The sequence below is a fragment of the Amycolatopsis methanolica 239 genome (assembly GCF_000739085.1).
GTDB lineage: Bacteria > Actinomycetota > Actinomycetes > Mycobacteriales > Pseudonocardiaceae > Amycolatopsis_E > Amycolatopsis_E methanolica.
Genome location: NZ_CP009110.1, coordinates 3,675,923 through 3,700,061 on the forward strand (window position 1 = coordinate 3,675,923; position 24,139 = coordinate 3,700,061).

General features: G+C 73.4%; 23 protein-coding genes. 7 read left to right on the plus strand and 16 right to left on the minus strand.

What is annotated here, in order from left to right; translation table 11 throughout:
- Window positions 1-8: 8 nt before the first annotated feature.
- Window positions 9-3,551, minus strand: a complete 3,543-nt coding sequence (gene metH / locus AMETH_RS17855; RefSeq protein ID WP_017982486.1) for a methionine synthase — start codon at window positions 3,549-3,551, stop codon at window positions 9-11.
- A 125-nt stretch (window positions 3,552-3,676) separates the two neighbouring features.
- Between metH and AMETH_RS17860 the strand changes: the two genes are divergently transcribed.
- The gene (locus AMETH_RS17860) at window positions 3,677-4,516 is read left to right on the plus strand and encodes a PAC2 family protein (RefSeq protein ID WP_017982487.1); all 840 of its coding nucleotides are present in this window, start codon (window positions 3,677-3,679) and stop codon (window positions 4,514-4,516) included.
- Window positions 4,513-5,640, plus strand: coding sequence for an MFS transporter (locus tag AMETH_RS17865; RefSeq protein ID WP_017982488.1), 1,128 nt, complete (start codon window positions 4,513-4,515; stop codon window positions 5,638-5,640). Before AMETH_RS17860 ends, AMETH_RS17865 begins: the two co-directional genes overlap by 4 nt.
- Here AMETH_RS17865 and AMETH_RS17870 read toward each other — a convergent pair.
- From AMETH_RS17870 to AMETH_RS17880, 3 genes are all read right to left on the minus strand, one after another.
- A complete protein-coding gene (locus AMETH_RS17870) occupies window positions 5,623-6,447 on the minus strand; it encodes a metallophosphoesterase family protein (protein WP_017982489.1) in 825 nt (274 codons plus the stop codon). The genes AMETH_RS17865 and AMETH_RS17870 overlap by 18 nt on opposite strands.
- Window positions 6,387-7,634 carry an MFS transporter gene (locus tag AMETH_RS17875; RefSeq protein ID WP_026153134.1) on the minus strand — a complete coding sequence of 416 codons (1,248 nt, stop codon included), beginning with the start codon at window positions 7,632-7,634 and terminating at the stop codon, window positions 6,387-6,389. Before AMETH_RS17875 ends, AMETH_RS17870 begins: the two co-directional genes overlap by 61 nt.
- Window positions 7,635-8,147: 513 nt before the next feature.
- Window positions 8,148-8,345: a hypothetical protein gene (locus AMETH_RS17880; RefSeq protein WP_017982491.1), complete on the minus strand. Its 198-nt coding sequence runs from the start codon at window positions 8,343-8,345 to the stop codon at window positions 8,148-8,150.
- 170 nt (window positions 8,346-8,515) lie between these two features.
- Between AMETH_RS17880 and AMETH_RS17885 the strand changes: the two genes are divergently transcribed.
- Window positions 8,516-10,099 carry an ABC-F family ATP-binding cassette domain-containing protein gene (locus AMETH_RS17885; RefSeq protein ID WP_017982492.1) on the plus strand — a complete coding sequence of 528 codons (1,584 nt, stop codon included), beginning with the start codon at window positions 8,516-8,518 and terminating at the stop codon, window positions 10,097-10,099.
- Window positions 10,100-10,114: 15 nt separating this feature from the next.
- On the opposite strand, the gene mshC is transcribed toward AMETH_RS17885, so the two are convergent.
- The 3 genes from mshC to AMETH_RS17900 are packed head-to-tail and all read right to left on the minus strand — an operon-like array spanning window position 10,115 to window position 12,771.
- Window positions 10,115-11,353 carry a cysteine--1-D-myo-inosityl 2-amino-2-deoxy-alpha-D-glucopyranoside ligase gene (mshC, locus tag AMETH_RS17890; RefSeq protein ID WP_026153135.1) on the minus strand — a complete coding sequence of 413 codons (1,239 nt, stop codon included), beginning with the start codon at window positions 11,351-11,353 and terminating at the stop codon, window positions 10,115-10,117.
- A 57-nt stretch (window positions 11,354-11,410) separates the two neighbouring features.
- On the minus strand, window positions 11,411-12,124 hold the full coding sequence (locus tag AMETH_RS17895; protein WP_223842844.1) for a GH25 family lysozyme: 714 nt from the start codon (window positions 12,122-12,124) through the stop codon (window positions 11,411-11,413).
- A 59-nt stretch (window positions 12,125-12,183) separates the two neighbouring features.
- Window positions 12,184-12,771, minus strand: coding sequence for a TetR/AcrR family transcriptional regulator (locus AMETH_RS17900; RefSeq protein ID WP_017982495.1), 588 nt, complete (start codon window positions 12,769-12,771; stop codon window positions 12,184-12,186).
- Window positions 12,772-12,844: 73 nt separating this feature from the next.
- On the opposite strand from AMETH_RS17900, the gene AMETH_RS17905 reads away from it, so the two are divergent.
- Window positions 12,845-14,164, plus strand: coding sequence for a cytochrome P450 (locus AMETH_RS17905; protein WP_017982496.1), 1,320 nt, complete (start codon window positions 12,845-12,847; stop codon window positions 14,162-14,164).
- Here the strand turns inward: AMETH_RS17905 and AMETH_RS17910 are convergent.
- Window positions 14,151-14,570: a hypothetical protein gene (locus tag AMETH_RS17910; RefSeq protein WP_017982497.1), complete on the minus strand. Its 420-nt coding sequence runs from the start codon at window positions 14,568-14,570 to the stop codon at window positions 14,151-14,153. The genes AMETH_RS17905 and AMETH_RS17910 overlap by 14 nt on opposite strands.
- Window positions 14,571-14,994: 424 nt before the next feature.
- Window positions 14,995-15,585 carry a helix-turn-helix transcriptional regulator gene (locus AMETH_RS17915; protein ID WP_017982498.1) on the minus strand — a complete coding sequence of 197 codons (591 nt, stop codon included), beginning with the start codon at window positions 15,583-15,585 and terminating at the stop codon, window positions 14,995-14,997.
- A gap of 78 nt (window positions 15,586-15,663) precedes the next feature.
- Between AMETH_RS17915 and AMETH_RS17920 the strand changes: the two genes are divergently transcribed.
- A complete protein-coding gene (locus tag AMETH_RS17920; RefSeq protein WP_017982499.1) occupies window positions 15,664-16,041 on the plus strand; it encodes a cupin domain-containing protein in 378 nt (125 codons plus the stop codon).
- Between the two features lie 153 nt (window positions 16,042-16,194).
- Here the strand turns inward: AMETH_RS17920 and AMETH_RS17925 are convergent, their stop codons facing one another.
- Both AMETH_RS17925 and AMETH_RS17930 read right to left on the minus strand, forming a co-directional pair.
- Complete coding sequence (locus AMETH_RS17925) at window positions 16,195-18,153, minus strand: VWA domain-containing protein (RefSeq protein WP_017982500.1); 1,959 nt, start codon at window positions 18,151-18,153, stop codon at window positions 16,195-16,197.
- Window positions 18,150-19,547, minus strand: a complete 1,398-nt coding sequence (locus AMETH_RS17930) for an ATP-binding protein (protein ID WP_017982501.1) — start codon at window positions 19,545-19,547, stop codon at window positions 18,150-18,152. Before AMETH_RS17930 ends, AMETH_RS17925 begins: the two co-directional genes overlap by 4 nt.
- A gap of 79 nt (window positions 19,548-19,626) precedes the next feature.
- Between AMETH_RS17930 and AMETH_RS17935 the strand changes: the two genes are divergently transcribed.
- Both AMETH_RS17935 and AMETH_RS17940 read left to right on the plus strand, forming a co-directional pair.
- A complete protein-coding gene (locus tag AMETH_RS17935) occupies window positions 19,627-20,424 on the plus strand; it encodes a hypothetical protein (protein WP_026153137.1) in 798 nt (265 codons plus the stop codon).
- 68 nt (window positions 20,425-20,492) lie between these two features.
- Window positions 20,493-21,413, plus strand: coding sequence for a hypothetical protein (locus tag AMETH_RS17940; protein WP_017982503.1), 921 nt, complete (start codon window positions 20,493-20,495; stop codon window positions 21,411-21,413).
- Window positions 21,414-21,426: 13 nt separating this feature from the next.
- Here AMETH_RS17940 and AMETH_RS17945 read toward each other — a convergent pair whose 3' ends face one another.
- From AMETH_RS17945 to AMETH_RS40295, 5 genes are all read right to left on the minus strand, one after another.
- Window positions 21,427-22,128 carry a flavin reductase family protein gene (locus AMETH_RS17945; RefSeq protein WP_017982504.1) on the minus strand — a complete coding sequence of 234 codons (702 nt, stop codon included), beginning with the start codon at window positions 22,126-22,128 and terminating at the stop codon, window positions 21,427-21,429.
- The gene (locus tag AMETH_RS40285) at window positions 22,121-22,474 is read right to left on the minus strand and encodes an SRPBCC family protein (protein WP_223842845.1); all 354 of its coding nucleotides are present in this window, start codon (window positions 22,472-22,474) and stop codon (window positions 22,121-22,123) included. The genes AMETH_RS17945 and AMETH_RS40285 overlap by 8 nt, the downstream gene beginning before the upstream one ends.
- Window positions 22,420-22,866, minus strand: a complete 447-nt coding sequence (locus AMETH_RS40290) for a Rieske 2Fe-2S domain-containing protein (RefSeq protein WP_223843219.1) — start codon at window positions 22,864-22,866, stop codon at window positions 22,420-22,422. The genes AMETH_RS40285 and AMETH_RS40290 overlap by 55 nt, the downstream gene beginning before the upstream one ends.
- A 138-nt stretch (window positions 22,867-23,004) precedes the next feature.
- Entirely contained in the window at window positions 23,005-23,385 is a 381-nt protein-coding gene (locus AMETH_RS17955) for a hypothetical protein (protein ID WP_017982507.1), read from the minus strand.
- 26 nt (window positions 23,386-23,411) lie between these two features.
- A complete protein-coding gene (locus AMETH_RS40295) occupies window positions 23,412-24,011 on the minus strand; it encodes an acyl-CoA dehydrogenase family protein (protein WP_017982508.1) in 600 nt (199 codons plus the stop codon).
- Window positions 24,012-24,139 lie beyond the last annotated feature (128 nt).

Sequence of the window (24,139 nt, forward strand, 5' to 3'; positions counted from 1 at the left end):
CCCTCTGCTCAGGTGTTGAAGTACTTGGCCTCGGGGTGGTGGGCCACGATCGCGTCGGTGGACTGCTCGGGGTGCAGCTGGAACTCCTCGGACAGCTTCACCCCGATCCGTTCCGCGTCGAGCAGCTCCACGATGGTCGCGCGGTCCTCCAGGTTCGGGCAGGCGCCGTAGCCGAGGGAGAAGCGGGCGCCGCGGTAGCCCAGTTTGAAGAAGTCCTCGACCGAGCGCGGGTCCTCGTCGGCGACCGCGCGGCCGCTGGTGAAGTGCAGCTCCTGCCGCACGCGGCGGTGCCAGTACTCGGCCAGCGCCTCGGTGAGCTGCACGCCGAGGCCGTGGACCTCCAGGTAGTCGCGGTAGGCGTCGTTCGCGAACAGCTCGTTGGCATAGTCGGCGATCGGCTGCCCCATAGTGACCAGGGTCAGCGGCAGCACGTCGACCTCGCCGGTGGCGCGAGGCCGGAAGAAGTCGGCCAGGCACAGGTAGCGGTCGCGGGTCTGCCGCGGGAACGTGAACCGGGTCCGCTCCGGCGCGTCGGCGTGCGCCTCGGTCAGCACCACCAGGTCGTTGCCCTCGGCCACGGCCGGGAAGTAGCCGTACACCACCGCGGCGTGCTGCAGGACCCCGTCGGTGGCCAGCCGGTCCAGCCAGTACCGCAGCCGCGGGCGCCCTTCGGTCTCCACCAGCTGCTCGTAGCTGGGCCCCTGCCCGCCGCGGGCGCCGCGCAGGCCCCACTGCCCGAGGAAAGTCGCGCGCTCGTCGACCAGTGCGGCGTACTCGGCGACCGGGATGCCCTTCACCACCCGGGTGCCCCAGAACGGCGGCACGGGCACGGGCACGTCGGTCGCGACATCGGAACGGGCGGGAATGGGGGCCTCCGGCTCTCGGGCGGACTTGCGGGCTTCGGCGATGCGCAGGGACCGCTCGCGGCGGGCCTTGCGCTCCGCTCTCTTGGCCGCCTCCTCCGCGCTGATCTCCGGCGCCCGGCCGTGCTTGGCCGCCATGATCGTGTCCATCAGCCGCAGGCCCTCGAACGCGTCCCGCGCGTAGCGGACGTCGCCCTGGTAGAGCTCGGCGAGGTCGTTCTCGACGTAGGTGCGGGTCAATGCCGCGCCGCCGAGCAGGACGGGCCAGCGCTGGGCGACGCCGCGGGAGTTCATCTCCTCCAGGTTCTCCTTCATGATCACCGTGGACTTCACCAGCAGCCCGGACATGCCGATCGCGTCCGCGCCGTGATCGTCGGCCGCGTCCAGGATCGCGTTGACGGGCTGCTTGATACCCAAGTTGATCACGTCGTAACCGTTGTTCGACAGGATGATGTCGACCAGGTTCTTGCCGATGTCGTGCACGTCGCCCTTGACCGTGGCCAGGACGATCTTCCCCTTGCCCGACGAGTCCGTCTTATCCATGTGCGGTTCGAGGTAGGCCACCGCGGTCTTCATGACCTCGGCCGACTGCAGCACGAACGGCAGCTGCATCTGGCCGGACCCGAACAGCTCGCCCACGGTCTTCATGCCGGACAGCAGGATGTCGTTGACGATGTCCAGCGCCGGTTTCTCCGCCAGCGCGGCGTCGAGGTCGGCCTCCAGCCCGGTGCGCTCGCCGTCGACGATCCGCCGCTCCAGCCGCTCGAACAGCGGCAGCGCGGCCAGCTCCTCGGCGCGCGAAGCCCGGCGCGACGCGGCCGAGACGCCCTCGAACAGCGACATCAGCTTCTGCAGCGGGTCGTAGCCCTCCCGGCGGCGGTCGTAGACCAGGTCGAGCGCGACCTCCCGCTGCTCGTCCGGGATCCGCGCCATCGGCAGGATCTTCGACGCGTGCACGATCGCCGTGGTCAGCCCGGCTTCGACGCACTCGTGCAGGAACACCGAGTTGAGCACCTGGCGCGCGGCGGCGTTGAGCCCGAAGGAGACGTTGGAGATGCCCAGCGTCGTCTGCACCTCCGGGTAGCGGCGCTTGAGCTCGCGGATCGCCTCGATCGTCTCCAGCGCGTCGCGGCGGGTCTCCTCCTGCCCGGTGGTGATCGGGAAGGTCAGGCAGTCGACGATGATGTCGGAGACGCGCATGCCCCAGTTGGTGACCAGGTCCTCGATCGTGCGGGTGGCGACGCGGACCTTCCACTCGGCTGTGCGGGCCTGGCCCTCCTCGTCGATGCACATCACCACGACCGCGGCGCCGTGCTCGGACACCAGCCGCATGATCTTCTGGAAGCGCGAGCCCGGGCCGTCGCCGTCCTCGTAGTTGACGCTGTTGACCACGCACCGGCCGCCCAGCCGTTCCAGGCCGGCCTGGAGCACCGCGGGCTCGGTGGAGTCGAGCATGATCGGCAGCGTGGACGCCGTCGCCAGCCGCCCGGCCAGCTCGGCCATGTCCGCCGCGCCGTCCCGGCCGACGTAGTCCACGCACAGGTCCAGCAGGTGCGCGCCGTCGCGGGTCTGCTCGCGGGCGATCTCCACGCAGTCCTCGTAGCGGCCTTCGAGCATGGCCTCGCGGAACTTCTTGGAGCCGTTGGCGTTGGTGCGCTCCCCCACCATCAGCACCGAGGCGTCCTGCTCGAACGGCACCGCCTGGTACAGCGAGGACACGCCGGGCTCGTGCCGCGGCCGGCGGGGCGCGCGGTCGGCGTCCCGCACCGCCTCGGCCAGCTGCCGGATGTGCTCGCCGGTGGTGCCGCAGCAGCCGCCGACCAGGCCGACGCCGAACTCGCGCACGAAACCGGACAGCGCCTCGGCCAGTCCTTCCGGCGACAGCGGGTACACCGCGCCGTCCGGGCCCAGCTCGGGCAGGCCGGCGTTGGGCATCACCGACAGCGGGACCCGCGCCGACTTCGACAGCGTCCGCAGGTGCTCGCTCATCTCCGCCGGGCCGGTCGCGCAGTTCAGCCCGATCACGTCGATGCCCAGCGGCTCCAGCGCGGCCAGCGCGGCGGCGACCTCGGTGCCCAGCAGCATCGTCCCGGTCGTCTCGACCGTGATCGAAGCGATCACCGGCACCTCGCGGCCGACGGCGCGCATCGCCCGGCGCGCACCCAGGATCGCCGCCTTGGTCTGCAGCAGGTCCTGCGACGTCTCCACCAGCACCGCGTCCACCCCGCCGTGCAGCAGGCCGGTGACCTGCTCGACGTAGGCGTCCCGCAGCCGCGCGTACGGCGCGTGGCCGAGCGTGGGCAGCTTCGTGCCGGGGCCGACCGAGCCCAGCACGAACCGCGGGCGGTCCGGCGTCGCGTGCTCGTCGGCGGTCTCCCGTGCCAGCCGCGCGCCCGCCTCGGCCAGCTCGGCGATGCGGTCGGCGATCCCGTACTCCCCCAGGTTCGCCAGGTTCGCGCCGAAGGTGTTCGTCTCGACCGCGTCCGCGCCGGCCTCCAGGTAGGTGCGGTGGATGCCCCGCACCACGTCCGGGCGGGTCACGTTCAGGATCTCGTTGCAGCCTTCCAGGCCCGCGAAGTCGTCCAGGGACAGCTCGTGCGCCTGCAGCGCCGTGCCCATCGCCCCGTCCGCCACGACCACACGCGCGGCGAGGGCGTCCAGCAGCGGTGACGAGAATCGACCGGACATGACACCAGGCTACGGTCTTGTCACCGCCCGCCGGGTCGTAGGCTGGGTGGGTGAGTGACCCAGCCGACGCGATCCCACAGCCCGAGCCCCCGGACTCGGAGGACACCACGGCCAGGGACCGGGTGATGATCCTGGCCTTCGAAGGCTGGAACGACGCAGGTGACGCGGCCAGCACGGCCCTGGAGCACCTCCAGCTGAGCTGGGACGCCAAGCCGCTCGCCGAGCTCGAGCCGGACGACTACTACGACTTCCAGGTCAGCCGCCCGACGGTCCGGATGGTGGACGGTGTCACCCGCAGGGTGGAATGGCCGACCACGCGACTGGCGATCTGCCACCCGCCCGGCTACGACCAGGACATCGTGCTGGTGACCGGCCCCGAGCCGAACATGCGGTGGCGTGCCTTCTGCCGCGAGCTGCTCGGCCACATCGAGGACCTGGGGGTGACCACCGTCGTCACGCTCGGCGCGCTGCTGGCCGACACCGCCCACACCCGCCCGGTCCCGGTCACCGGCACCGCCTACGACCCGGAGGCCGCGGCCCGGTTCGGGCTGGAGCGCAGCCGCTACCAGGGTCCGACGGGCATCGTGGGCATCCTGCAGGACGCGTGCGTGCAGGCGGGCATCCCGGCGATCTCCATCTGGGCCGCGGTGCCGCACTACGTGTCCCATCCGCCCTCGCCGAAGGCGACGCTGGCGCTGCTGCACAAGCTCGAGGACGTCCTGGACGTCGAGGTGCCGCTGGGCGCGCTGCCCGAGCAGGCCGAGGAGTGGCAGCAGACGGTCAGCGAGATGGCCGAGGAGGACGAGGAGATCGCCGAGTACGTCCGGTCCCTGGAGGAGCGTGGCGACGCCGAGACCGCGATCACCCTGGAGGAGTCCAGCGGCGAGAAGATCGCCGCCGAGTTCGAGCGTTACCTGCGGCGGCGCCGACCGGGCGCGGAGGGACCTGGACCGGCAGGCCGGTGAGCGGGCGGCCCGCCCGCGCCGCGCTCTACGTCGGTGGCCTCCTCGGACCGTTCGGGGCCGGGGTGGTGTCGTCGATGCTGCCCGAGCTGTCGGCGAGCTTCGGCGTGTCGCCGGGGACCGCGGCGTCGTCACTGACGGCCTACCTGCTGCCGTTCGCGCTGGTCATGCTCGTGTCGGGAACCTACGGCGCACGCTGGGGCCCGGTGCGCACGATCCGGATCGCCTACGCCGGCTACGTCCTGGCGGCGGCGCTGTCCGCGCTCGCGCCGTGGTTCTGGCTGTTCCAGGTCACCCGCGGGCTGCAGGGCGTGGCCAACGCGTTCACCACGCCGCTGCTGCTGACCAAGCTGGCGGCGATCACCCCGGCGGAGCGGCTCGGCCGGGCGCTCGGCACGTTCGGGGCGATGCAGGCGCTCGGGCAGACGTCCGCGCCGCTGGTCGGCGGGCTGGCCGCGGAGGGCGACTGGCGGTGGGCGTTCGCCGGGATCGCCGTGGTCGCGCTGGTGCTGGCGGCGAGCCCGCTGCCGCCGGACGAGCCGGGGGCCGGGCGGGACTCGCGGTTGCGGGACGCGTGGCGTCCGGTCGTGCTGTGGGCCGGCGGCGTGGTGTTCCTGGCCTGGGCGTGCCTGGCCGGGCTGCCGTTCCTGGTGGCGTTCCGGGTCGACGACCTGTTCGCGCTGCCGCCGGGCGTGCGCGGGCTGGTGCTGACGGCCTACGGGATCGCCGGGTTCGTCGCCGCACGGCTGGTCGGCGCCGCGTCGGACCGGTTCGGGCCGCGGGTGGCGGTGGCCGCCGGGTTGCTGCTGGGGGCGGCGGCGATGGCCTCGATCGGGCTGTTGCCGTCGCTGCCCATGGTGACGGTCGCGTGGGCGGTCGGCGGGGTGTGCGGGCAGCTGGTGCTGGTCGGGATCAACGCGACGGTGCTCGGCGGGGAGGGCAACGGGCGCAGCGGCGCGATCTCGGTGGTCACCGCGCTGCGGTTCCTCGGCATGTCCGCCTCCCCCGCCGTCTTCACCGCGCTCTACCACACCAGCCCCGCGCTGAGCTTCCTCGTCGCGGCCGGCGTGCTGGCCGCGACGGTGCCGCTGCTGGCGTTGCGGCCGAGGTCAGAGGATGCGGCGTAGCGGGACCGGGCCGCGGGCGCGTTTGCGCCATTCGCGCGGGTAGCCGAGCGACACCTCTTCGAAGCGGACGCCGTCGGCCCAGGTGGTGCGCGGGATGTGCAGGTGCCCGAACACGGCGACCTCCGCGCGGTAGCGCAGGTGCCAGTCCTCGGTGCGGGTGGTGCCGCACCACAGCGCGAACTCCGGCCAGCGCAGGGGCGCGGTCGGGTGGCGGTGCAGCGGCCAGTGCGACATCAGGACCGTGCCGTGGTCGGCCGGGATGGCGTCCAGGCGCTGCTCGCTGAACTTGAGCCGGTCGGCGCACCAGTCCTGGCGGGTGGGGAACGGGTCGGGGTGCAGGTAGAACTCGTCGGTGCACACCACTCCGGCCTCGCGGGCCTGGTCCAGCGCCTCGGCCAGGGACGCGTCTTCGGCCTGCGGGGTGCGCCAGCTGTAGTCGTAAAGCAGGAACAGCGGGGCGATGGCGAGCGGCCGGTCCGCATGGGGCCAGACCAGGTAGTGGTCCTCCGGGGTGCGGACGCCGATCTCGCGGCAGCGCTCGACCAGGTGCCGGTAGCGGGCCTCACCGCGCAGTTCGTCGCCGTCGCGCGGGACGGTCCACAGTTCGTGGTTGCCCGGGACCCACACCACCTCGGCGAAGCGCTGCTTGAGGGTGGCCAGCGTGGTGGTGACCGCGTCGATCTTCTCGGCGACGTCACCCGCGACCAGCAGCCAGTCCTCCGGCGAGTCCGGGCGGACTTCGTCAATCAGCGGCGCGTTGCCGTTGTGGGTGACGTGGAGGTCGCTGGTGGCGAAGAGGTGGGGCACGGGTCCACCGTAGTCATCCGCCGCACCAGCACGGCGACCCCGAGCGCGCCGGCCGCGAGGTTCAGCGCGGCCTGGAAGTTCAGCAGCGGGGTCAGGCCGAGCGGGCCGACGAGCGCGCCCGCGCCGAGCATGCCAGCGACCTGGGCCAATGCCTGCACGGCGAAGCCGGTGCTGAGCACGCGGCCGGTGCTGCCGGGCGGGCTGACGGTCTGGACGACCGAGAGCAGCCCGGCGTTGAGCACGACGACTGGGACCCCGACGGCGATGAACAGTCCGATGTAGACGCCGAACGCGCTGGTCAGCGCCGTGGCGTTCCAGATGACGGCGGCGGTGAGACCGAACGCGACGGCGCCCCAGGCGAGCAGCCGCGCGGGGGCGGCGTTGCGGGCGATCGTGGCGAGGGCGAGGCCCGCGGCCAGCCCGCCGATGGCCTGGACACCGCGCAACAGCCCGGTTTCGGCTTCGCCCTGGCCGAGCGGGCCGCTGACGAAGAGGACGAACAGGACGACGAACATCCCCTGCCCCACGGACATCAGGGCGGTCATGAAGATCACCAGCCGGAGCCGGTGATCGCGGCGGATGTCGGCGAGCCCGTCGAGCCAGGCCCGGACCGCCGGGGCCCGGTGCACAGGCCGGGGTTCGGCGAAGCGGGTTGCGAGGAAGCCGATCGCGGCCACGAGGGCAGCGGCGTACGCGACGACGACGGCGCCGAGGCCGGCGAGGCCGAGCAGCACCCCGCCGAGCGCGCTGCCCGCGAGCCGGGCGACGCACGTGCCGACGCCGAGCGCCCCGTTGGCGGCGGTGGTCCGTCCGGGCACCAGCACAGGGACGAGCGCGCTGCGGGCGGGCTCGAACACCGCGGCGAGACCGGACTGCAGCGCCATGACGAGGTAGATCACCGGCAGGCTGCTGCTGAGGAGCGGCACCGCGACGACCGCCTGGCCCGCGCACACCGCGGCGAGCAGGGCGCGCCGGTTCCGGCGATCGGCGAGCACCCTGGCGACCGGGCTGAGCAGGACGGCGGGCAGCACGCCGGCGGCCATGGTGGCGGCTGTCGCCGCGGGCGAGCCGGTGAGTGCGAAGATGTGCAGCGGCAGCGCGACCTGCAGCATCCACTCCGCGGTCTCGGCGCACACGCCGGCGGCCCAGAGACGCGCGAAGGCGGGGTTTCTCAGTGGGCTGGGCATGGCGGCTCCTCCCCCGCGCGCCCTGGGGCGGTCGGCGGATCGGCTGCTTTCGGGATGCGCGATGGTGGGCGCGGGTTGCGGAATGGTGGTGGGCAGTCCAGGTACGCCGCTCGCGCGCCCCGGGATGCTGCCACCACGCCGCAGGACGTCGGGGCGCGCCAGGCGGACACAGCCCACGGATTGCGAGACGCCGGTGGGCGCGCGCATGGCGGCTCGCCAGCTGATGGTCGGGGCGCATTGGCAGCGCACTTGCGCGCCGCCGGCGCCGCGGGACCGGGCTTGGCTCCGGCGCTGATCGCCGAGCCAGCCGCTCGCCGCAGCGGGGCCGGCCGCCGCACACTGCCACCCCATCCAGGCGCCTTCAGTACCCCGACACGGCGCTTCAACCCCACTGCCCCGGTTATCGACGAGCCAGCGGTTCGCCGCGGCACGGCAAACCGCCCGCGTACGTACCCACCTCCGGCGCCGCGCCGGGCGCTCGGTCGGGGCCCGCGCCGCGCGCACGGCCCGGCGCTACTCACTCGGCTGCCCGTTCGCCTCGACGCGGGGGTATGCCCGCCAGCTCGCGTGGACCGGCCACGCTTCCTCCGGCGCCTCGGTCCGGATGGTCGCCACATAGGGCCGCACCAGCGCGTCGATCGCCTCGGTCGGGGCCGCCAGTTCGGCCGGCGTCACCCGCAGGGCGTAGGTGTTGATCGCCGACGCCTCCACTCGCGGTCGAACGAGCCGATCGTGTCCAGGGTCCGCGACCCGCCCGGAAAACAAGTTGCCCTCCCGCGCTAGCCTCGAAGCACCATGAAGAACTGACATCCCGACCGACCCGCGTCCGAGGCCAGGTGGCCCGGCGGGTTCCGCCATCGCACTCCGGCCGGTGATGTCCCATGTCATTGCGCGTTCACGAGCTGTCCTTCTCCTACGGCCACCGCGTCCTGTTCGACCGCTTCGAGTTCGCCGCCGACCCCGGCCAGCGGGTCGGCCTGGTCGGCGAGAACGGAGCGGGCAAGTCCACGCTGCTGAAACTCCTGGCGGGCGCCGAGATCCCACACGGCGGCACCGTCCACACCGGACCCGACGTGGGCTTCCTGCACCAGGAACTCCCCTACCCCGCCCAGACCCCGCTCTCCGCGGTCGTCGACGACGCGCTGGCCGGCATCCGCCGCGCGGCGCGGCGCCTGGACCGGCTCGCCCAGGCCGTCTCGGCCGATCCGTCGGAGGCGGTCCTCGCCGAGTACGGCGAGGCCTTGGAATGGGCCCAGGCACACGACATCTGGGACGCCGACCGCCGCGCCGCGGTCGTCCTGGACGGCCTCGGGGTCGGCGGGATCGACCGGCCGGTCGGCGAGCTGTCCGGCGGGCAGCGGTCCCGGCTCGGGCTGGCGGCACTGCTCATCCGGCAGCCGGCCACGCTGCTGCTCGACGAGCCGACCAACCACCTCGACGACCCGGCGATGGAGTTCCTCGAACGCCACCTCACCGGGCTGTCCGGGACGGTGGTGCTCGCCTCGCACGACCGGGTCTTCCTGGACGCGGTGTGCTCGGCGATCGTCGACCTCGATCCCGCGCTCGGCGGGCCGGCCCGCTACGGCGGCGCCTACCGGGACTACCTGAGGCACAAGCGCACCGAACGCGCCCGATGGGAGCAGCGCCACGCCGAGGAGCACGCCGAGCTGAGGCGGTTGAAGGAGTCGGTCGCGGTCACCGCGCGTGCCGTCGCCCACGACCGTCCGCCGAGGGACAACGCGAAGATGCTGTACGACTTCAAGACCGGCCGGGTGCAGAAGCAGATCTCCCGGCGGGTCCGCAACGCGCAGCAGCGGCTCGACGAGCTCACCGCCAACCAGGTGCGCAAGCCCCCGCCGCCACTGCGGTTCGCGGGCGCGCTCACCGCACCGGCCGGCGAGGACGAGCTGATCCTCGCCGCCCGCGGGATCCACGTGCCGGGACGGCTGGAACTGTCCGAACTGGACGTCACGGCGTCGGCGCGGCTCCTGGTCACCGGTGGCAACGGCGCGGGCAAATCGACGCTGCTCACCGTGCTGGCCGGCGGGCTGGCCCAGCAAGCGGTGCAACGCCGGAAGGGCCTGCGCACCGGGATGCTCGCGCAGGACGTGACCCTGCCCGACCCGGCGCGCACACCGCGGCGGCTCTATGCCGAGGCGGCCGGCCCGGACTCCCCCGCGCTGACCGACCTCGGCCTGATCGCGCCACGGGACCTCGACCGGCCGGCCGGACTGCTGTCGGTCGGCCAGCGGCGGCGGCTCGCGCTGGCGATCCTGATCGCCCGGCCACCGGACCTGCTGCTGCTCGACGAGCCGACGAACCACATCTCGCTCACGCTCGCCGAGGAGCTGTTCGACGCGCTCGGCTCGGCGCCCGGCGCCGTCGTCCTCGCCAGCCACGACCGGTGGCTGCGCCGGGAGTGGGACGGTGCGACCCTGCGGCTTGAACAGGGCCGCACCGTATAGGTCGTTATACGCCGGTCAGAGCTCGACGCCCAGCAGCGCGTCGACCGCGACGCGGATCAGGCCGGGCGCGCCGGTGTCGCGCCCGCCCTGCCGCAGCGCCTCGTCGGCCCACGCGTCGATCGCCCGCATCGCGTTGACCGTGTCGAGGTCGTCGGCCAGGTGGTCGCGCAGGCGGGCGACGGTGTCGTCGGCCTCGGGCCCGGCAGGCAGCGTCGCGGCCTCCCGCCACCGCGCCAGCCGCTGCTGGGCGGTGGTGAGCAGGTCGTCGGTCCACGAGCGGTCGCTGCGGTAGTGGCCGGCGAACAGGGCGAGCCGGATCGCGTTCGGGTCCACGCCGTCGGCGCGCAGCCGCGACACGAACACGAGGTTGCCGCGCGACTTGGACATCTTCTCGCCGTCCAGGCCGATCATGCCGCTGTGCACGTAGTGGCGGGCGAACGGGTGCTCGCCGGACAGCGCCTCGGCGTGCGCGGCGCTGTACTCGTGGTGCGGGAAGATCAGGTCCGAGCCGCCGCCCTGCACGTCGAAGCCCATGCCGAGCCGGTTGACCGCGATCGCGCTGCACTCGATGTGCCAGCCGGGACGGCCGGGGCCCAGCTCGGACTCCCAGGACGGCTCACCCCGCCGGGCGGCGCGCCACAGCAGCGCGTCCAACGGGTCGCGCTTGCCGGGGCGGTCCGGGTCGCCGCCGCGCTCGGCGAAGAACTTCGCCATGGTCTCGCCGTCGTAGTTCGACTCGTAGCCGAAGCGGCCGGTGGCCGAGCGGTCGAAGTAGATGTCCGGGTACTCCGGGTCGTCGGCCCGGTAGGCCGCGCCGTGCGCGAGCAGCTTCGAGATGACCTCGACGATCTCCGGGATGCTCTCCACCGCACCGACGAACTGCTTCGGCGGCAGCACCCGCAGCGCCTCCATGTCCTCGCGGAACAGGGCGGTCTCGCGCAGGCCGAGGACCACCCAGTCGTCCTGGTCCCGCTCGGCGCGCTCCAGCAGCGGGTCGTCGATGTCGGTCACGTTCTGCACGTAGTGCACCGTGTGCCCGCTGTCCCGCCACACCCGGTTGACCAGGTCGAACGCGAGGTAGGTCGCCGCGTGACCGAGGTGCGTGGCGTCGTACGGGGTGATGCCGCAGACGTACATGCGCGCGGTCTTGCCCGGCGTGGTGGGGCGCACCTGCCCGGTGGCCGTGTCGTACAACCGCAGCGCGCGTGGCGTGCCCGGCACGTAGGGCAGGGGTACCGAGGACCAAGTCTTCATACCCCAACCCTAGGTGGCGATCCGGTGAACCGTCCCGCCCGGTGGGAACGTTTCGCGTCACGAAGCGGTCAGCGACCGCAGTTCGTCGATCGTGCCGAAGAACGTGTCCTGGTTGCCGGGCAGCGGGCCGGCGACGGCGGACTGCCAGAACTTCGCCGTCCAGCCGCCGGGCACCTCGCCCATCGTGGTGTTGTAGCGGGCCAGCCAGAGAACGTGGTCGGCGGCGAACGCGGTGCTGTCCGCCGTGCACGCCTTCCACCACCGGTTCGTCGTGTAGATGATCGGCGTGTGCCCGGTGCGCCGCTTCAGCTCGGTGCTGAAGTCGCGGATCCAGGCGACCATGTCCGCGGGCGATTTCGCGTAGCAGGCAGGCGTGTTCGGCGTGTCCTCCAGGTCCAGCGTCGGCGGCAGGGTCATGCCGTCGGCGAACCACTTGCCGTCGTGGGTGTGCAGGTACGCGGCCTGCTCGGCGCCGCCGGTCTTGTCCGGGCGGGCGTAGTGGTAAGCCGACCGGTACAGGCCGGCGGCCTTCGCGCCGCGGAACTGCGCCAGGAAGTTCGGGTTCACGTACCCGACGCCCGCGGTGTCCTTGACGAACACGAAACCCGCGCCCGCGGCCTTGGCGGCAGCGAAGTCGGGCACCCCCTGCGAGGCGCTGATGTCGAACCCGGCGATCTGCGCCGCGGGCTGCGCCGAGGCGACCGCGGGCGCGAACCCGGCCACGAGGGCCGTCACCACCGCCACCAACCGGAAGATCCTTTTCGCTGCCACGTCCCGGACCGTAGATCCAGTTCCGGGTCCTCGCGCGGGGCGTGACCGCATCGGGTGAGTCAGGCGCCCGGGAACGAGGCGGCCCACATCGCCTCCAGCCCGGCGGTGAGCTGCTCCGACGTCGGCGCCCCGTCCGGGTCGAGCAGCCACTGCACGGCCAGCCCGTCGCAGATCGCGATCACGAAGCTGGCCACCGCCTGGCAGCGCGGGTCGTCGGCCGTCGTGCCGTCCGCCAGTGACCGCGCGACCAGCTCGGCGACCTTCGCGCGGCAGCGGCGGTACTGCTCGGCGAACTGCTCCCGCAGCGACTCCGCCCGCTCGGCCTGCGCCAGCGCCTCGACGTAGGACAGCAGCAACGCCCGGCTGGCGGGCAGGCTGTCCAGCATCGCCGCCCACGCGCGCCGCCCGCGCTCGATCGGCGGCACGGCGGGCTCGGCCATCGCGATCGAGGACAGCTTGTCGGTCCACTCCTCGAACACCTCGCCGATCGCGGCGTTGAGCAGGCCCGCCTTGGACCCGAAGTGGTACCCGATCGAGTGCAGGTTGGTGTCCGACGCCGCGACCAGATCCCGCGCCGTGATGTGCGCGTACCCCTTCTCCTCCAGCAGCCGCCGCGCCGCGGCGAGCAGCTCTTCCCGGTGTCCCACACCGGAACCCTAGCTGGACACCCGAGTTACACGTGCGTATAAATGAGGCACCGGTCACGTCGAGGAGGTCGCGATGAGCGTCGAAACCCGGTCCCGGACGAGCACGCTGCCGCTGCCGCCGGGCCCGAGGCTCCCGGCGGGCGTGCAGACGGTACTCTTCGGCAACTTCCGGCACGTGCTGATGCCCCTGCTGCGGCGCCGCTACGGCGACCTCGTGCGCCTCAACCTCTACCCCGAGCGGCACGTGGTGCAGCTGGCGGACGTCGAGCACATCAAGGCGGTGTTCAGCGGACCGGCCGACGTGTTCCACGCCGGTGAGGGCAACGTCATCCTCAAGCCGCTGATGGGCCCGCACTCGGTGCTGCTCACCGACGAGGACGTGCACCTGCGCGCCCGCAAGCTGCTGATGCCCGCGTTCCACGGCGCGGCGCTGCGCGGCTACCGGGAGATGATCACCGAGCTGGCCGAGGCCGAGGTCGCGAGCTGGACGCCGGGCCGGATGTTCCGCTCGCACGATCGCATGCAGGCGCTGACGCTGGAGATCATCCTGCGCGTGGTGTTCGGCGTCGCCGAGGGGCCGCGGCTGGACGAGCTGCGCGCCCTGCTCACCCGGATCGTCGACATCGGGGTGCTCGAGCTGTTCGGCTGGCACAACGCGAAACTGCGCCGGTTCGGCCCGTGGCGGCGCTACAGCCTCGCGCAGGACCGGGTGGACGAGCTGCTCTACGCCGAGATCGCCGACCGCCGCAAGGCCGACGACCTCGACGGTCGCGGCGACGTGCTGTCCCGCCTGCTGACGGTGCCGGCCGAGGAGGACCGGCTCTCCGACGCCGAGCTGCGGGACCAGCTGATCACCCTGCTGCTGGCCGGGCACGAGACCACCGCGACCGCGCTGGCCTGGTCGTTCCACGAGCTGGCGCGCGACCCGGCGCGGCAGCGGCGCGCGATCGAGGCCGCCGACGCCGGGGACGAGAAGTACCTGGAGGCCGTGGCCAAGGAGGCGATGCGGCAGCACCCGGTGATCTCCGAGGTGGCGCGGCGGCTCACGCGCGACATCGAGATCGGCGGCTACCGGATTCCCGCCGGCTACACGGTGATGCCCTCGATCGCGCTGGTCCAGGGCGATCCGGCGCACCACGAGGACCCGGCGGCGTTCCGGCCGGAGCGGTTCCTCGACGGCGGCCCGGCGTCGGGCACGTGGTTCCCGTTCGGCGGCGGCGTGCGGCGCTGCCTGGGCGCCGGGTTCTCGTTGCTGGAGGCGACGATCGTGCTGCGGGCGGTGCTGACCCGGTTCGCGGTGGAGCCGGACCGCGCCCGCGGCGAGCACTCGAAGCCGCGGCACATCACGATGGTGCCCGGGCGGGGCGCCCGGATCGCGGTCATCCCCCGGTGAGGAGCAGGCCGCCCAGCGCGACGAGGGCGAGCACCTTGACGGCCTCGAGCACGACGTAGACGACGTGCGCCCGGGACCGCGGGACGTCTTCGCCGGCGAGGACACGGTCGGAGCGGCGGTTCAGCGGCGGGCGGACCACGGCGAGCTGCACGACGAGCACGACCGCGGCGACGGCGCCGGCCAGGTACACCGGCCACCGGACGTCCGAGAGGGTGACCCCGGCCGCGACGAGCACCGCGAGCACCACCTCGGCGCGGTTGAGCGCGCGGAAGACGATGCGCCCGATGCCCAGCCCGAGCGGCACGGTCACGCCGGGCGCGCGGAACTTCAGCGGCGCCTCGAGGAACGAGATCCCGAGCACCATGCCCAGCCACAGGCAGGTGACACCACCGGCGAGCTCAGCCATCGGCAAACCTCCAGTTCAGGGTCGGAGTTCGGGTCGGGCGTGCGCGAGGGGCCGGATCAGGCATCGATCGCCTCCGGTTCGGCGCGGGGTTCGGGCGGCGAAGCGGCCGGTTCGGCGCGGGGATCGACCCAGCGCAAAGGGCCATCTCGGCGCCGGCCGAGGAGTGGGCGCGGGGCGCCGTCCAGCATCGGCCCCTCCACCTCGACGCGGGGTTCGACTCGGCGCTGGGGCCGGTTCGGGGCAGGGGTTCGGCCCAGGCCAGGCGATTCGCCCGCGCAGCCGCGTCAGCCATCGGCCACCTCCCGCTCCGCGCGGGGGTTCGGCGCAGGGTAGGCGGTTCGCCCGCGGAGCCCACCCAGCGATCGACCGCCCCGGCTCGCCGCGGGGGTTTGGTTCGGCGCAGGCGGGTCGCTCGCGCGGCGGCTCAGCCATCGGCCACTCCCAGCTCGACCACGCACGCGTCCGGGTCGGCGAAGGGCAGCAGGCGCGTCGCGCGCAGGGGGCCGTTCGCGAGGGCCCCGTTCAGCATGCCGAGGTGCACCGAGCAGACCGCGTCGCGGTGGCGGGACGCCAGCTCCAGGAACGGGCAGTGCCGCAGGCGGATCCGGTGCGGGTCGGCGGCCTGTTCGGGCTCGAAGCCCAGCTCGTCGAGCAGGCGCACCACCTGCGCGGACGTCTCCGGACGGGCGGTGAGACGGCGGCCCCACGCGGCACCCGCCGTTTCCGGGTCGCCGGTGCCGCCGGTCAGCAGGATCTCGGCCAGCACTTCGTAGCGGCGGTCCCGGCCCCGCGCCGCCACCGGCGGCACCCGGTACTCGGCCGCCGGTCGTCCCGGGCCGCGCGCGTGGCCTGGCACCCGCTCGACCAGCCCGTCGGCCACCAGCTGGTCCAGGTGGAAGCGCACGCTGTTCGGGTGCAGCCCGAGCCGCCCGGCCAGCTCGGCCACTCCCACCGGCCCCGTCTCCCGGATCGCGCGCAGCACCCCGGCGCGGCGTCCCGGCACGTGGTGCGTCATCGTGACCTCCCCTGCGCGCGGGTTATCCTGGTCCTGAATTTATCCAAGGATTTTTCGTACTAACAGGGCGGGGTTGGATTGCGCACCACGGCACACCGGCACGGCCCGAGCGAGACCCTCCCGGCGAACATCCAGGAGATCGCCGCGGCGGGCGACGGCGCGCCGGGCATCCTGTGGCGGCTGCGCGAGGAGGGCCGCCAGCTCGACGCGAACCTCGTGCACCTGCCCGCGGGCGAGCGGATCGGCACCCACGCCGAGCCCGACCTCGACCTGCTGCTGGTGGTCGTGACCGGCGCCGGGAAGCTGACCACCGGCGACGACACCGTCGACGTCGGCCCCGGCTCGCTGGTGTGGCTCGCGCACGGGCAGGCACGGGCGATCGAGGCGGGCCCGGAGGGCCTGTCGTACCTGACCGTGCACCGCCGCCGCCCGGGAATGCGGATCGGACTCCGCTAGAGGGGCGATCGTCCCGCCAAGGCGCGACCAGCGCCGCCAGCCGCGCGTGAGCACCGGCCCGCGGGGCGGGCGGCAGCCGGCAAGCGGGTCGTGCGCGCGCCACCCGGCCCGGGCCGCCTGCCCTGCCGGCCGACGGCACAGGCGCGAACCGGGCTAGCGCCGCCGTGTGCGGAGGTAGTCGCTGATCACCGCGGCGCCCAAACCGTCCACCTCGGGCGCCACGACGCGCCCGCCGGAGCGCCGCGCGATCAGGTCCACGAACGCCGCCAGCCGCGGGTCGTCGCCAAGGCGGAACACCGACACCGAAGCACCCATCTTCGCCAGGCGGTCCACTTCGGACAACGTCTTGACCAGGGTCCGCGGCTGGGGCGGGTAGTCGAACTCCGCGGTGCCGTCCGGTTCCAGGTGGGCGGTCGGCTCGCCGTCGGTCACCATCAGCACCACCGGCTGGGCGTCCGGGTGCCGTCGCAGGTGACGCCCGGCCAGGAGCAGCGCATGGTGCGCGTTGGTGCCCTGCTCCCACACCCCCTCCAGCCCGACCAGCTCCGGCAGCTCCACCGACGCCGCGTACCGGCCGAAGGTGATCAGCTGCAGCGCGTCGTTGCGGAAGCGCGTGGAGATCAGCTGGTGCAGCGCCAGCGCGGTGCGCTTCATCGGCAGCCAGCGGCCCTCCGACACCATCGACCACGACGTGTCCACCAGCAGCGCCACCGCGGCCCGCGACCGCAGCTCGGTCTCCACCACCTCCACGTCGGACACGTCCAGCCGCACCGCGCCGCCGCCCGTCGAGGCCGTCCGGAGCACCGCATTGCGCACGGTGCGGGACACCTCCCACGGTTCCCGGTCGCCGAACTGCCATGGCCGGCTCGCCCCGGTCGGCTCGCCCGCCGCGCCCGCCGACTCCGTCTGCCGCTCGCCGGTCTTGCCGCGCAGCGAGTGCACGATGTCCGACAGCGCGGTCTCCCCCAGACGCCGCAACGCCTTCGGGGTCAGCCGCAGCGAACCGTCCGGCGCGCGCTCGAACAGGCCCTGCGACCGCAGCTCCCGCTCCAGCTCGGACAGCCGCCGCGCGTCGACCCCGGCGTCCGGGCCGAGCTGGCGTTCCAGCGCCTCCAGGTCGATGTCCTCCAGCCGCGCGCCCGGGTAGGACTGGGCCAGCTGCTCGGCCAGTGCGTCCAGCTCCGCGAGGTCCTGCATCGCCTGCGCGCCCTCGCCCAGCCCCAGCGGGTCCTGGCCGCGGAACCGCGCCGAGGACGTCCAGTCCTCCCCCGGCCGCATCGCCTGCAGCCGCGCGTCCAGGCCGGCCAGCTGCTGCCCGATGCGCGGGTCGCCGAACGCCTGCTGCGCCAGCTCGGCCAGCTCCGCCCGCTGCTCGGCCGACATCGAGTTCAGCATCCGCTGCGCGGCCGCCGCCCGCGCGGCCAGCGCGTCGATGAGCTCGTCCACGTCGCGCGGGTTCTCCGGGAAGAACTCGCCGTGGCGGCGCATGAACTCGTCGAACCGCTCGTCGATGTCGTCCACGCCGCGGGCGTGGGCGTCCAGCAGCGCGTTGAGGTCGGACAGCATCTGGTGGACGCGCTCCACGTCCTCCTGGCTGGTGCTCTGCAGCGCCTGCTTCATGCCCTCGAACCGCGCGTCGAGCATCTCCCGGCCGAGCAGGTCGCGGATCTGCTCGTACTTGTCCCGGCCCTCCTCGGACCGCCACGGGTACTCCGACAGCTCGCGCACGGCGGCGGCCGTGCCCGGCGGCAGCGCCTCGAGCTGCGCCTCGGCGAAGCGGGCGTCGTCGGACGGGTCGGGGAACAGCGCCCGCTTCTCGGCGTCCAGCGCCTCGTCGAGCAGGCGCCGCACCTCCTGCAGCGTGCCGTCGAGGCGGTGGCGCCGCTGGATCTCGGCGCGGCGCTGCCACACCCGGCGGGTCATCTCGTCGAGCCCGCGCGTGTTGCGGGTGCCGCGGCGCAGCAGCTCCACCAGCGCCGACCGCGGCGACGCGCCGTCCATGACCTCACGGCCGATCTCGTCGAGCGCCTCGCGCAGGTCGACCGGCGGGGCGAGCGGGTCGGGACCCTCGTGCCACGGCCCGTAGGACCAGCCCTCGGGTGCGGTGCTCACGGCCCGTACACCGTGGTCGCGTCGTCGGAGTCCTTGGCCAGCTGCCGGGCCAGGTACAGCGACTCCAGTGCCAGCTCGACGGCCGCCGCGATGCGTCCCGGCTCGTCGGTGGCCGACACCCCGGCACGCTGGGCGACCTCGTGCAGCACCGGCAGCTCGGGCAGCGCGGCGAGCAGGTCCGCGCCCGGCACGCGCTCGCCGGTGGCGACCAGGTGCCCGTTGGACACCGCCTCCACCAGCGGGCGCAGGTTGAGCCCGCCGAAGCGCTCGCGGGCGGTCTCGGCGACCGCGCGGCGCAGCAGGTGCACCAGGTGCTCGGTCTCGCGCCCCTCCTCGCCTGGCTCGAACTCGATCTTGCCGCGCAGCACGGCGGGCACGGCCTCCAGGTCGACCGGGCGTGCCACGGCCGGGTGCTCGCCGGTCAGTGCGGCCCGGCGCAGCGCCGCCGCGGCGACCGTCTCCGCCGCCGCGACCGCGAACCGGGCCGACACACCCGAGCGCTGGTCGACCACGGTGGATTCGCGCAGGTTGCGCACGAACCGGGCCAGCACCTCCAGCAGCGGCTCACCGACCTCAGCGACCAGGTTCGCCTCCTGGCGCACCACGTCCACCTCGGCGGCCACGGTCAGCGGGTAGTGGGTGCGGATCTCGGCGCCGAAGCGGTCCTTGAGCGGTGTGATGATCCGGCCGCGGTTGGTGTAGTCCTCCGGGTTGGCGGTGGCGACCAGCAGCACGTCCAGCGGCAGCCGCAGCGTGTAGCCGCGGATCTGGATGTCGCGCTCCTCCATCACGTTGAGCAGCGCGACCTGGATCCGCTCGGCGAGGTCGGGCAGCTCGTTGATCGCGACGATGCCGCGGTGCGCGCGCGGCACCAGTCCGAAGTGGATGGTCTCCGGGTCGCCCAGGCTGCGGCCCTCGGCCACCTTCACCGGGTCGACGTCGCCGATCAGGTCGCCGACCGAGGTGTCCGGTGTGGCCAGCTTCTCGGTGTAGCGCTGATCGCGGTGCAGCCAGGTCACCGGCAGGTCGTCGCCCAGTTCGGCGGCGCGGCGGCGCGAGCCCGGGGTGATCGGCTCCAGCGGGTGCTCGGCCAGCTCGGAGCCCTCGATCACGGGGGTCCACTCGTCGAGCAGGCCGGCCAGGGTGCGCAGCAGGCGCGTCTTGCCCTGGCCGCGCTCGCCGAGCAGCACGACGTCGTGCCCGGCCAGCAGGGCGCGTTCGAACTGGGGCAGCACCGTCCGGTCGAACCCGACGATCCCCGGCCACGGGTTCCGGCCCTCGCGCAGCGCGGCGAGGAGGTTGTCGTGGATCTCGGTCTTGATGCTGCGCGGCAGGTGCCCAGCCGCGCGCAGTGCTCCCGCGGTGCGCGGGAGGTTCTCGGGTGCGGGTGTCACGACTACGACGCTACGCACGTCCCGCGGTGTCGTCGACGTGGAGCAACTCCAGCGTCCGGGTGCCGTATTCTGGATCGCCGTGTGCTGTCCCAGTGCGACCCTCACCGTGTGGGCCTCGGCGTGGCTGTCCGGCGCCGCCGCGTCCGACGACGTCCTCGACGCGCTCCTGGCGTGGGGCGACGCCCACGAGGTGGTGGCCGCGGACGCCGAAGCCGCGGTGACCCTCGACCTCCCGCTCGCCGGCGACTTCCCCGGCACGCCCGTCCAGCTGCTCGCCGCGTTGCGCGCGCACGGCGCCGGCCCGGCCCGCCTGGTGCTGCCCGCGTCCGGCGACCCGCGCGGCCTCGGCGGCGGCGGGCCGTTCACCGAGGCCGCGATGCGGGCCGGTGAGGCCGTGCTGCTGCCCGGACTGGGGTTCGGCCTGGTGCCGGTCCCGATCGCCGAGGGGCTGGTGCGCTGGTCGGTCCACAAGGTCGCGGTGCCGCTGAGCCCGGACTACGTGGCGCTGAACGAGGCGGAGCACGGCCTGACCGACGCGATCCGCGATTCCGCGGGCGCCCTGCAGGCGCTGGACGTCGCGCGGGACCGCCCGGGCGTGCGGGCCGAGCTGGCGGCGAAGCTGCGCGCGCGGCCGCGCCTGAACTGGCCTGCCGGGACACCCGGGCGGGCGCTGCGGGTGCTGCAACGCGCCGACGAGGTGGGCGCGATTCTGGCGATCGCGGAGATCGACGAGCCCGGCGGCGCGCTGTCGTCGTCCGCCGCCGTTCGCCGCGCCGACGCCCTGCGCCCGTTGCGCACGGCGGTCCGCACGGCCCGGCACGCGGCGATCAACGAAGCGGTCCGGCTACTCACCGAACAGGCTGACCGGCAGCCCTGATCGGCGGCTTGACAGCGTGGTGTTCCCTTGACCCGCACATATCGTCGTAGCGGCAGGAGACATCTTTCGTGGATCTCGGTGACCCCACCACCAACCCCATCTCGTTCACGCTCGGTTCGGCCGACGAGTTCTTCACCGAGCCGGTCGGCGCGCGGGACGAGGACGGCTACCGGCGCGCCTGGCAGCGCGTCGTGGCCGAGCATGGCGCCGAGGCCGCGCGGGTCACCCGCATCGCCGCCTACTGGGAGCCTTCCGCCGCGGACCGCAGGTTCCTCGACGAGACCTTCGCCGACGCCGGGCTGCAGTTCATCTTCGAACGGCCGGAGGCTGCGGGCTGGGACGCAGCGCTGGCGAAGGCGCAGCAGGTGCTCGACGAGATCCTGCGCGCAGAGGAGGCCGAGGAGCTGGCGGCGGAAGCCCGCCGCGCCAGGGAGAAGCAGACGGGCGGCGAGCTGCTCCCGGTGCTGCGCAGCGGATCCCTCGGCGGCAGCGACGTGGTGCGGCAGACGATGCCGTGGCTGCCGGTGGCCGGGCGCGACCTGTTCGCCACGTTCGCCTACACCGCGCTGACCCCGCACGGCACGGTCGGGATGCGGCACGTCCTCAACAACCGCCTCGACGGCGAGGCCGACTTCACCGGGATCGTCACCGCCGCGCTGGACTCGGTCCAGGACGGCCTGGTCCTGGAGGAGGCCGTCACCGAGACCGGGCGGCTGATCCGGATGCACCGCCCGGATGGCTTCGGCGCGGCGGGCGCGGTCATGCTGCCCGACTTCCACGAGCGGATGTCCGGCATCCACGGCTGGGACGAGCTGACGGTGGCGATCCTCTGCCCGGACGACCTGTGGATCACCCGGTCCGGCACCCCCGACGCCGACCGGCTCGCCCACGAGGTGCGAGCGGCCGGACAGCAGGCGCCCGAGCTGCGGCCCTCGCTGCTGCGCGTCACCGCGACCGCGCTCGACCTCGTCGCCGAAAGCGCTTCCTGACGCGCGCCTGCGTTCAGTACAGCTCGATCTTCAACCGGGCCGTCCTGGCGCGGGAGACGCACAGCGCCATCTTGTCCCCGGCGGCCTTGTCCGCGGCCGACAGGCAGCTGTCCCGGTGCTCCGGCACGCCCTCCAGCACCCCGGAGACGCAGGACCCGCAGATGCCCTCCTCGCAGGACTTGAAGACCTCGATGCCGTTCTCCCCGAGCACGGCGAGGATCGACTTGTCCGCGGGCACCTCGAACACCTCGCCGGTGTCCAGCTCGACGGTGAACGGCCGGTCGAAGCTGGTGTCGACCTCCGCCGCCACGAAATGCTCCACATGCACGCGCGCCTCGCCGACGACGGGCGCGAAGACCGCGCAGACCTGCGCCATGAACCCCTCCGGCCCGCACGTGTACACCTGCGCGTCCGGGGCCAGCTCGGCCGCGACCTCCTTGACGGTCGTCGGCTGCTCGGCCCGGGGACCGCCGAACCGCAGGCGCACGCGGTCGCCGAACTCGCGCTCCAGCAGGCCGGCGAACGCGGCCTGCTCCCGGGCGCGGGCGAAGTCGTGCAGCTCGAACTCCGCGCCGCGGCGGTGGAGCTCGTAGGCCAGGCTCAGCAGCGGGGTGACGCCGGCGCCGCCCGCCACCAGGACGTGGCGGGCGCCGTAGGCGACGCGCAGCTTGGCCACCCGGACGTCGGTCAGCGGGACGGCGATCGTGTCAGTCATCGCTCATCATCTGCTTCCACATCCGGTACGCGGCGCGCATCCCGGTCTCGTCGGTCACGTGGGCGGTCGGCCAGCCGTGCTCGTCGTCCTTCTCCCTGCCGAGCCCGCGGTTGACCAGGATCGGCATGTCCGGCGCGGCCTGGGCGCCGCGCTGCACGCGGCCCCAGCCCTCGGCGTCGTCTGGCGTGCCGAACCCGAACGGCCCCTGGAAGTGCTCGTGGATGCGCAGCCGCTCGCGGTTGACGACGTCCAGCTCGGGCGGCCCGTCCGGGCCGATCGCGATGTGCTCGATCAGCGCCTCGTCGACCGAGATCGGCCGCAGGACGCGGAAGAACGCCGCCGACATCGACACGTTCGGGAACAGGTTGAGGTTGAACCCGGTGCCGTGCATGGCGCGGACCAGTTTGCGCACGGTCGCAATGCCGCCGTAAGGACTCGGTGCGCAGCTTGCGCAGCGACAAAGGTCCTTCTTGTCCGCCACGCCCTCGTACCCGTCCGGGTACGGGCTACCGCGCAGTGTGCCATCCAGGCCGTAGGACCACGCGTGGTACGGCCAGTGAACCCGTTGGCCTTGCCCCGCGGCTTTTCGCACAGGCTCGCGCCGCCGTGGCGGCAGCGGTTGAGCAGCGTGTGCAGGGCGCCCTTGCGGTCCCGCGACACGATCACCGGCTGGCGGCCGACGTAGGTGGACTTGAAGGTGCCCGGCCCGGGCAGCTCGCTCTCGTGCGCGACCCACACCCAGGTGTGCTCGAAGATCCTCGTCATCTCGTGCTCGAAGATCTCCGGGTCGGTGTAGAGGCGGCCGGCGACGCGGTCGGCGAGCACGAGGTCCGCGGGCGCGTCGGCGAAGTTGTTCTCGGTCATGGTGTCCTCTCCTCAGCCGGGCAGCTCGAGGTCTTCGCGCACCGTCAGCGCACGGCCGATGCGGGCTTCGACCTTGGCGAAGCGCCACAGCTTCGCGCCGCCGTCGCCGACCGGGGTGGTGCGGAACAGGTTGCAGGTGGCCTTGACGGTCTCGGCCGTGTCCACGTCGGCGAGGAGGTAGGCCGTCCACGGCCAGCCGTCGGAGGGGCCGACCATGTGCGAGTCGTCGTCGATGTCGCCGATGAAGTCCGCGCCCGGCAATGCCTTGATGCCGTCCATCATGGACACGAAGGCCTGCCACACGTGCCCCGGCGGGATGCCGTCGGCAGGCAGGTCGAAGAAGTTCTGGTTGATGCCGATGCAGAACAGCACGCGCAGGGGCGTCGCGCTCATCTCGGTCCTCCTCGGTGGTGGTCGGGTCAGCGGAAGCCGGGGCTGGTGGGCGGCAGTCCCATGAGGACGGCGCCGGCGGAGTCGAAGATCGCCGGTCCGAGGAAGGCGTGCTGCTTGGGCACCAGCGCGTCGCCGGCCAGGTCGCGCAGCGGGTGTTCGGTGTAGATCGGGGCGGTGCCGGAGATCTCGACGAGCCGGTCCACCACGCCGGAGGCCACGCGGGCCAGGTGCGCGGGGGCCAGCCGCAGCTGGGCGTTGTGCGAGTCGGTGGCGGGGTCGCCGCGCAGCACGTGCTGCCACACCTGGTCGCTCAGGTCGTAGAACCAGGCGCGGGCCGAGCTCAGGTCCGCCTCGGCGCGGGCGACCTCGGTGCGGTAGTAGGCCCGGTCGGCGAGCTTCGGCGCGCCGGTCACACCGGTGTAGCCGCCGCCGGCCTGCTTGGCGTGGTCCAGCGCCGCCCGTGCCACGCCCGCGCCGACCACGGCGAGGACCTGGGAGGCGTAGGCGATCGTCGGGGAGTGGTACAGCGGCTCGTCCACCGTCGGCGCGCCGCCGCGGATGAAGGTCCACTCGCGGGGCACCTCGACCCCGCGCACGACGACGTCGAACGAGCCGGTGGCCCGCATGCCCACGACGTCCCAGTCCTGGACGATCTCGACCTGGCCCGGCCGCAGGACCGCGGTGCGCGGCTTGCCGCCGGAGTCCTCGTCGCCGGGCGGGCCGACGCCGATCAGGTCGGCGCCGATGCAGCCGC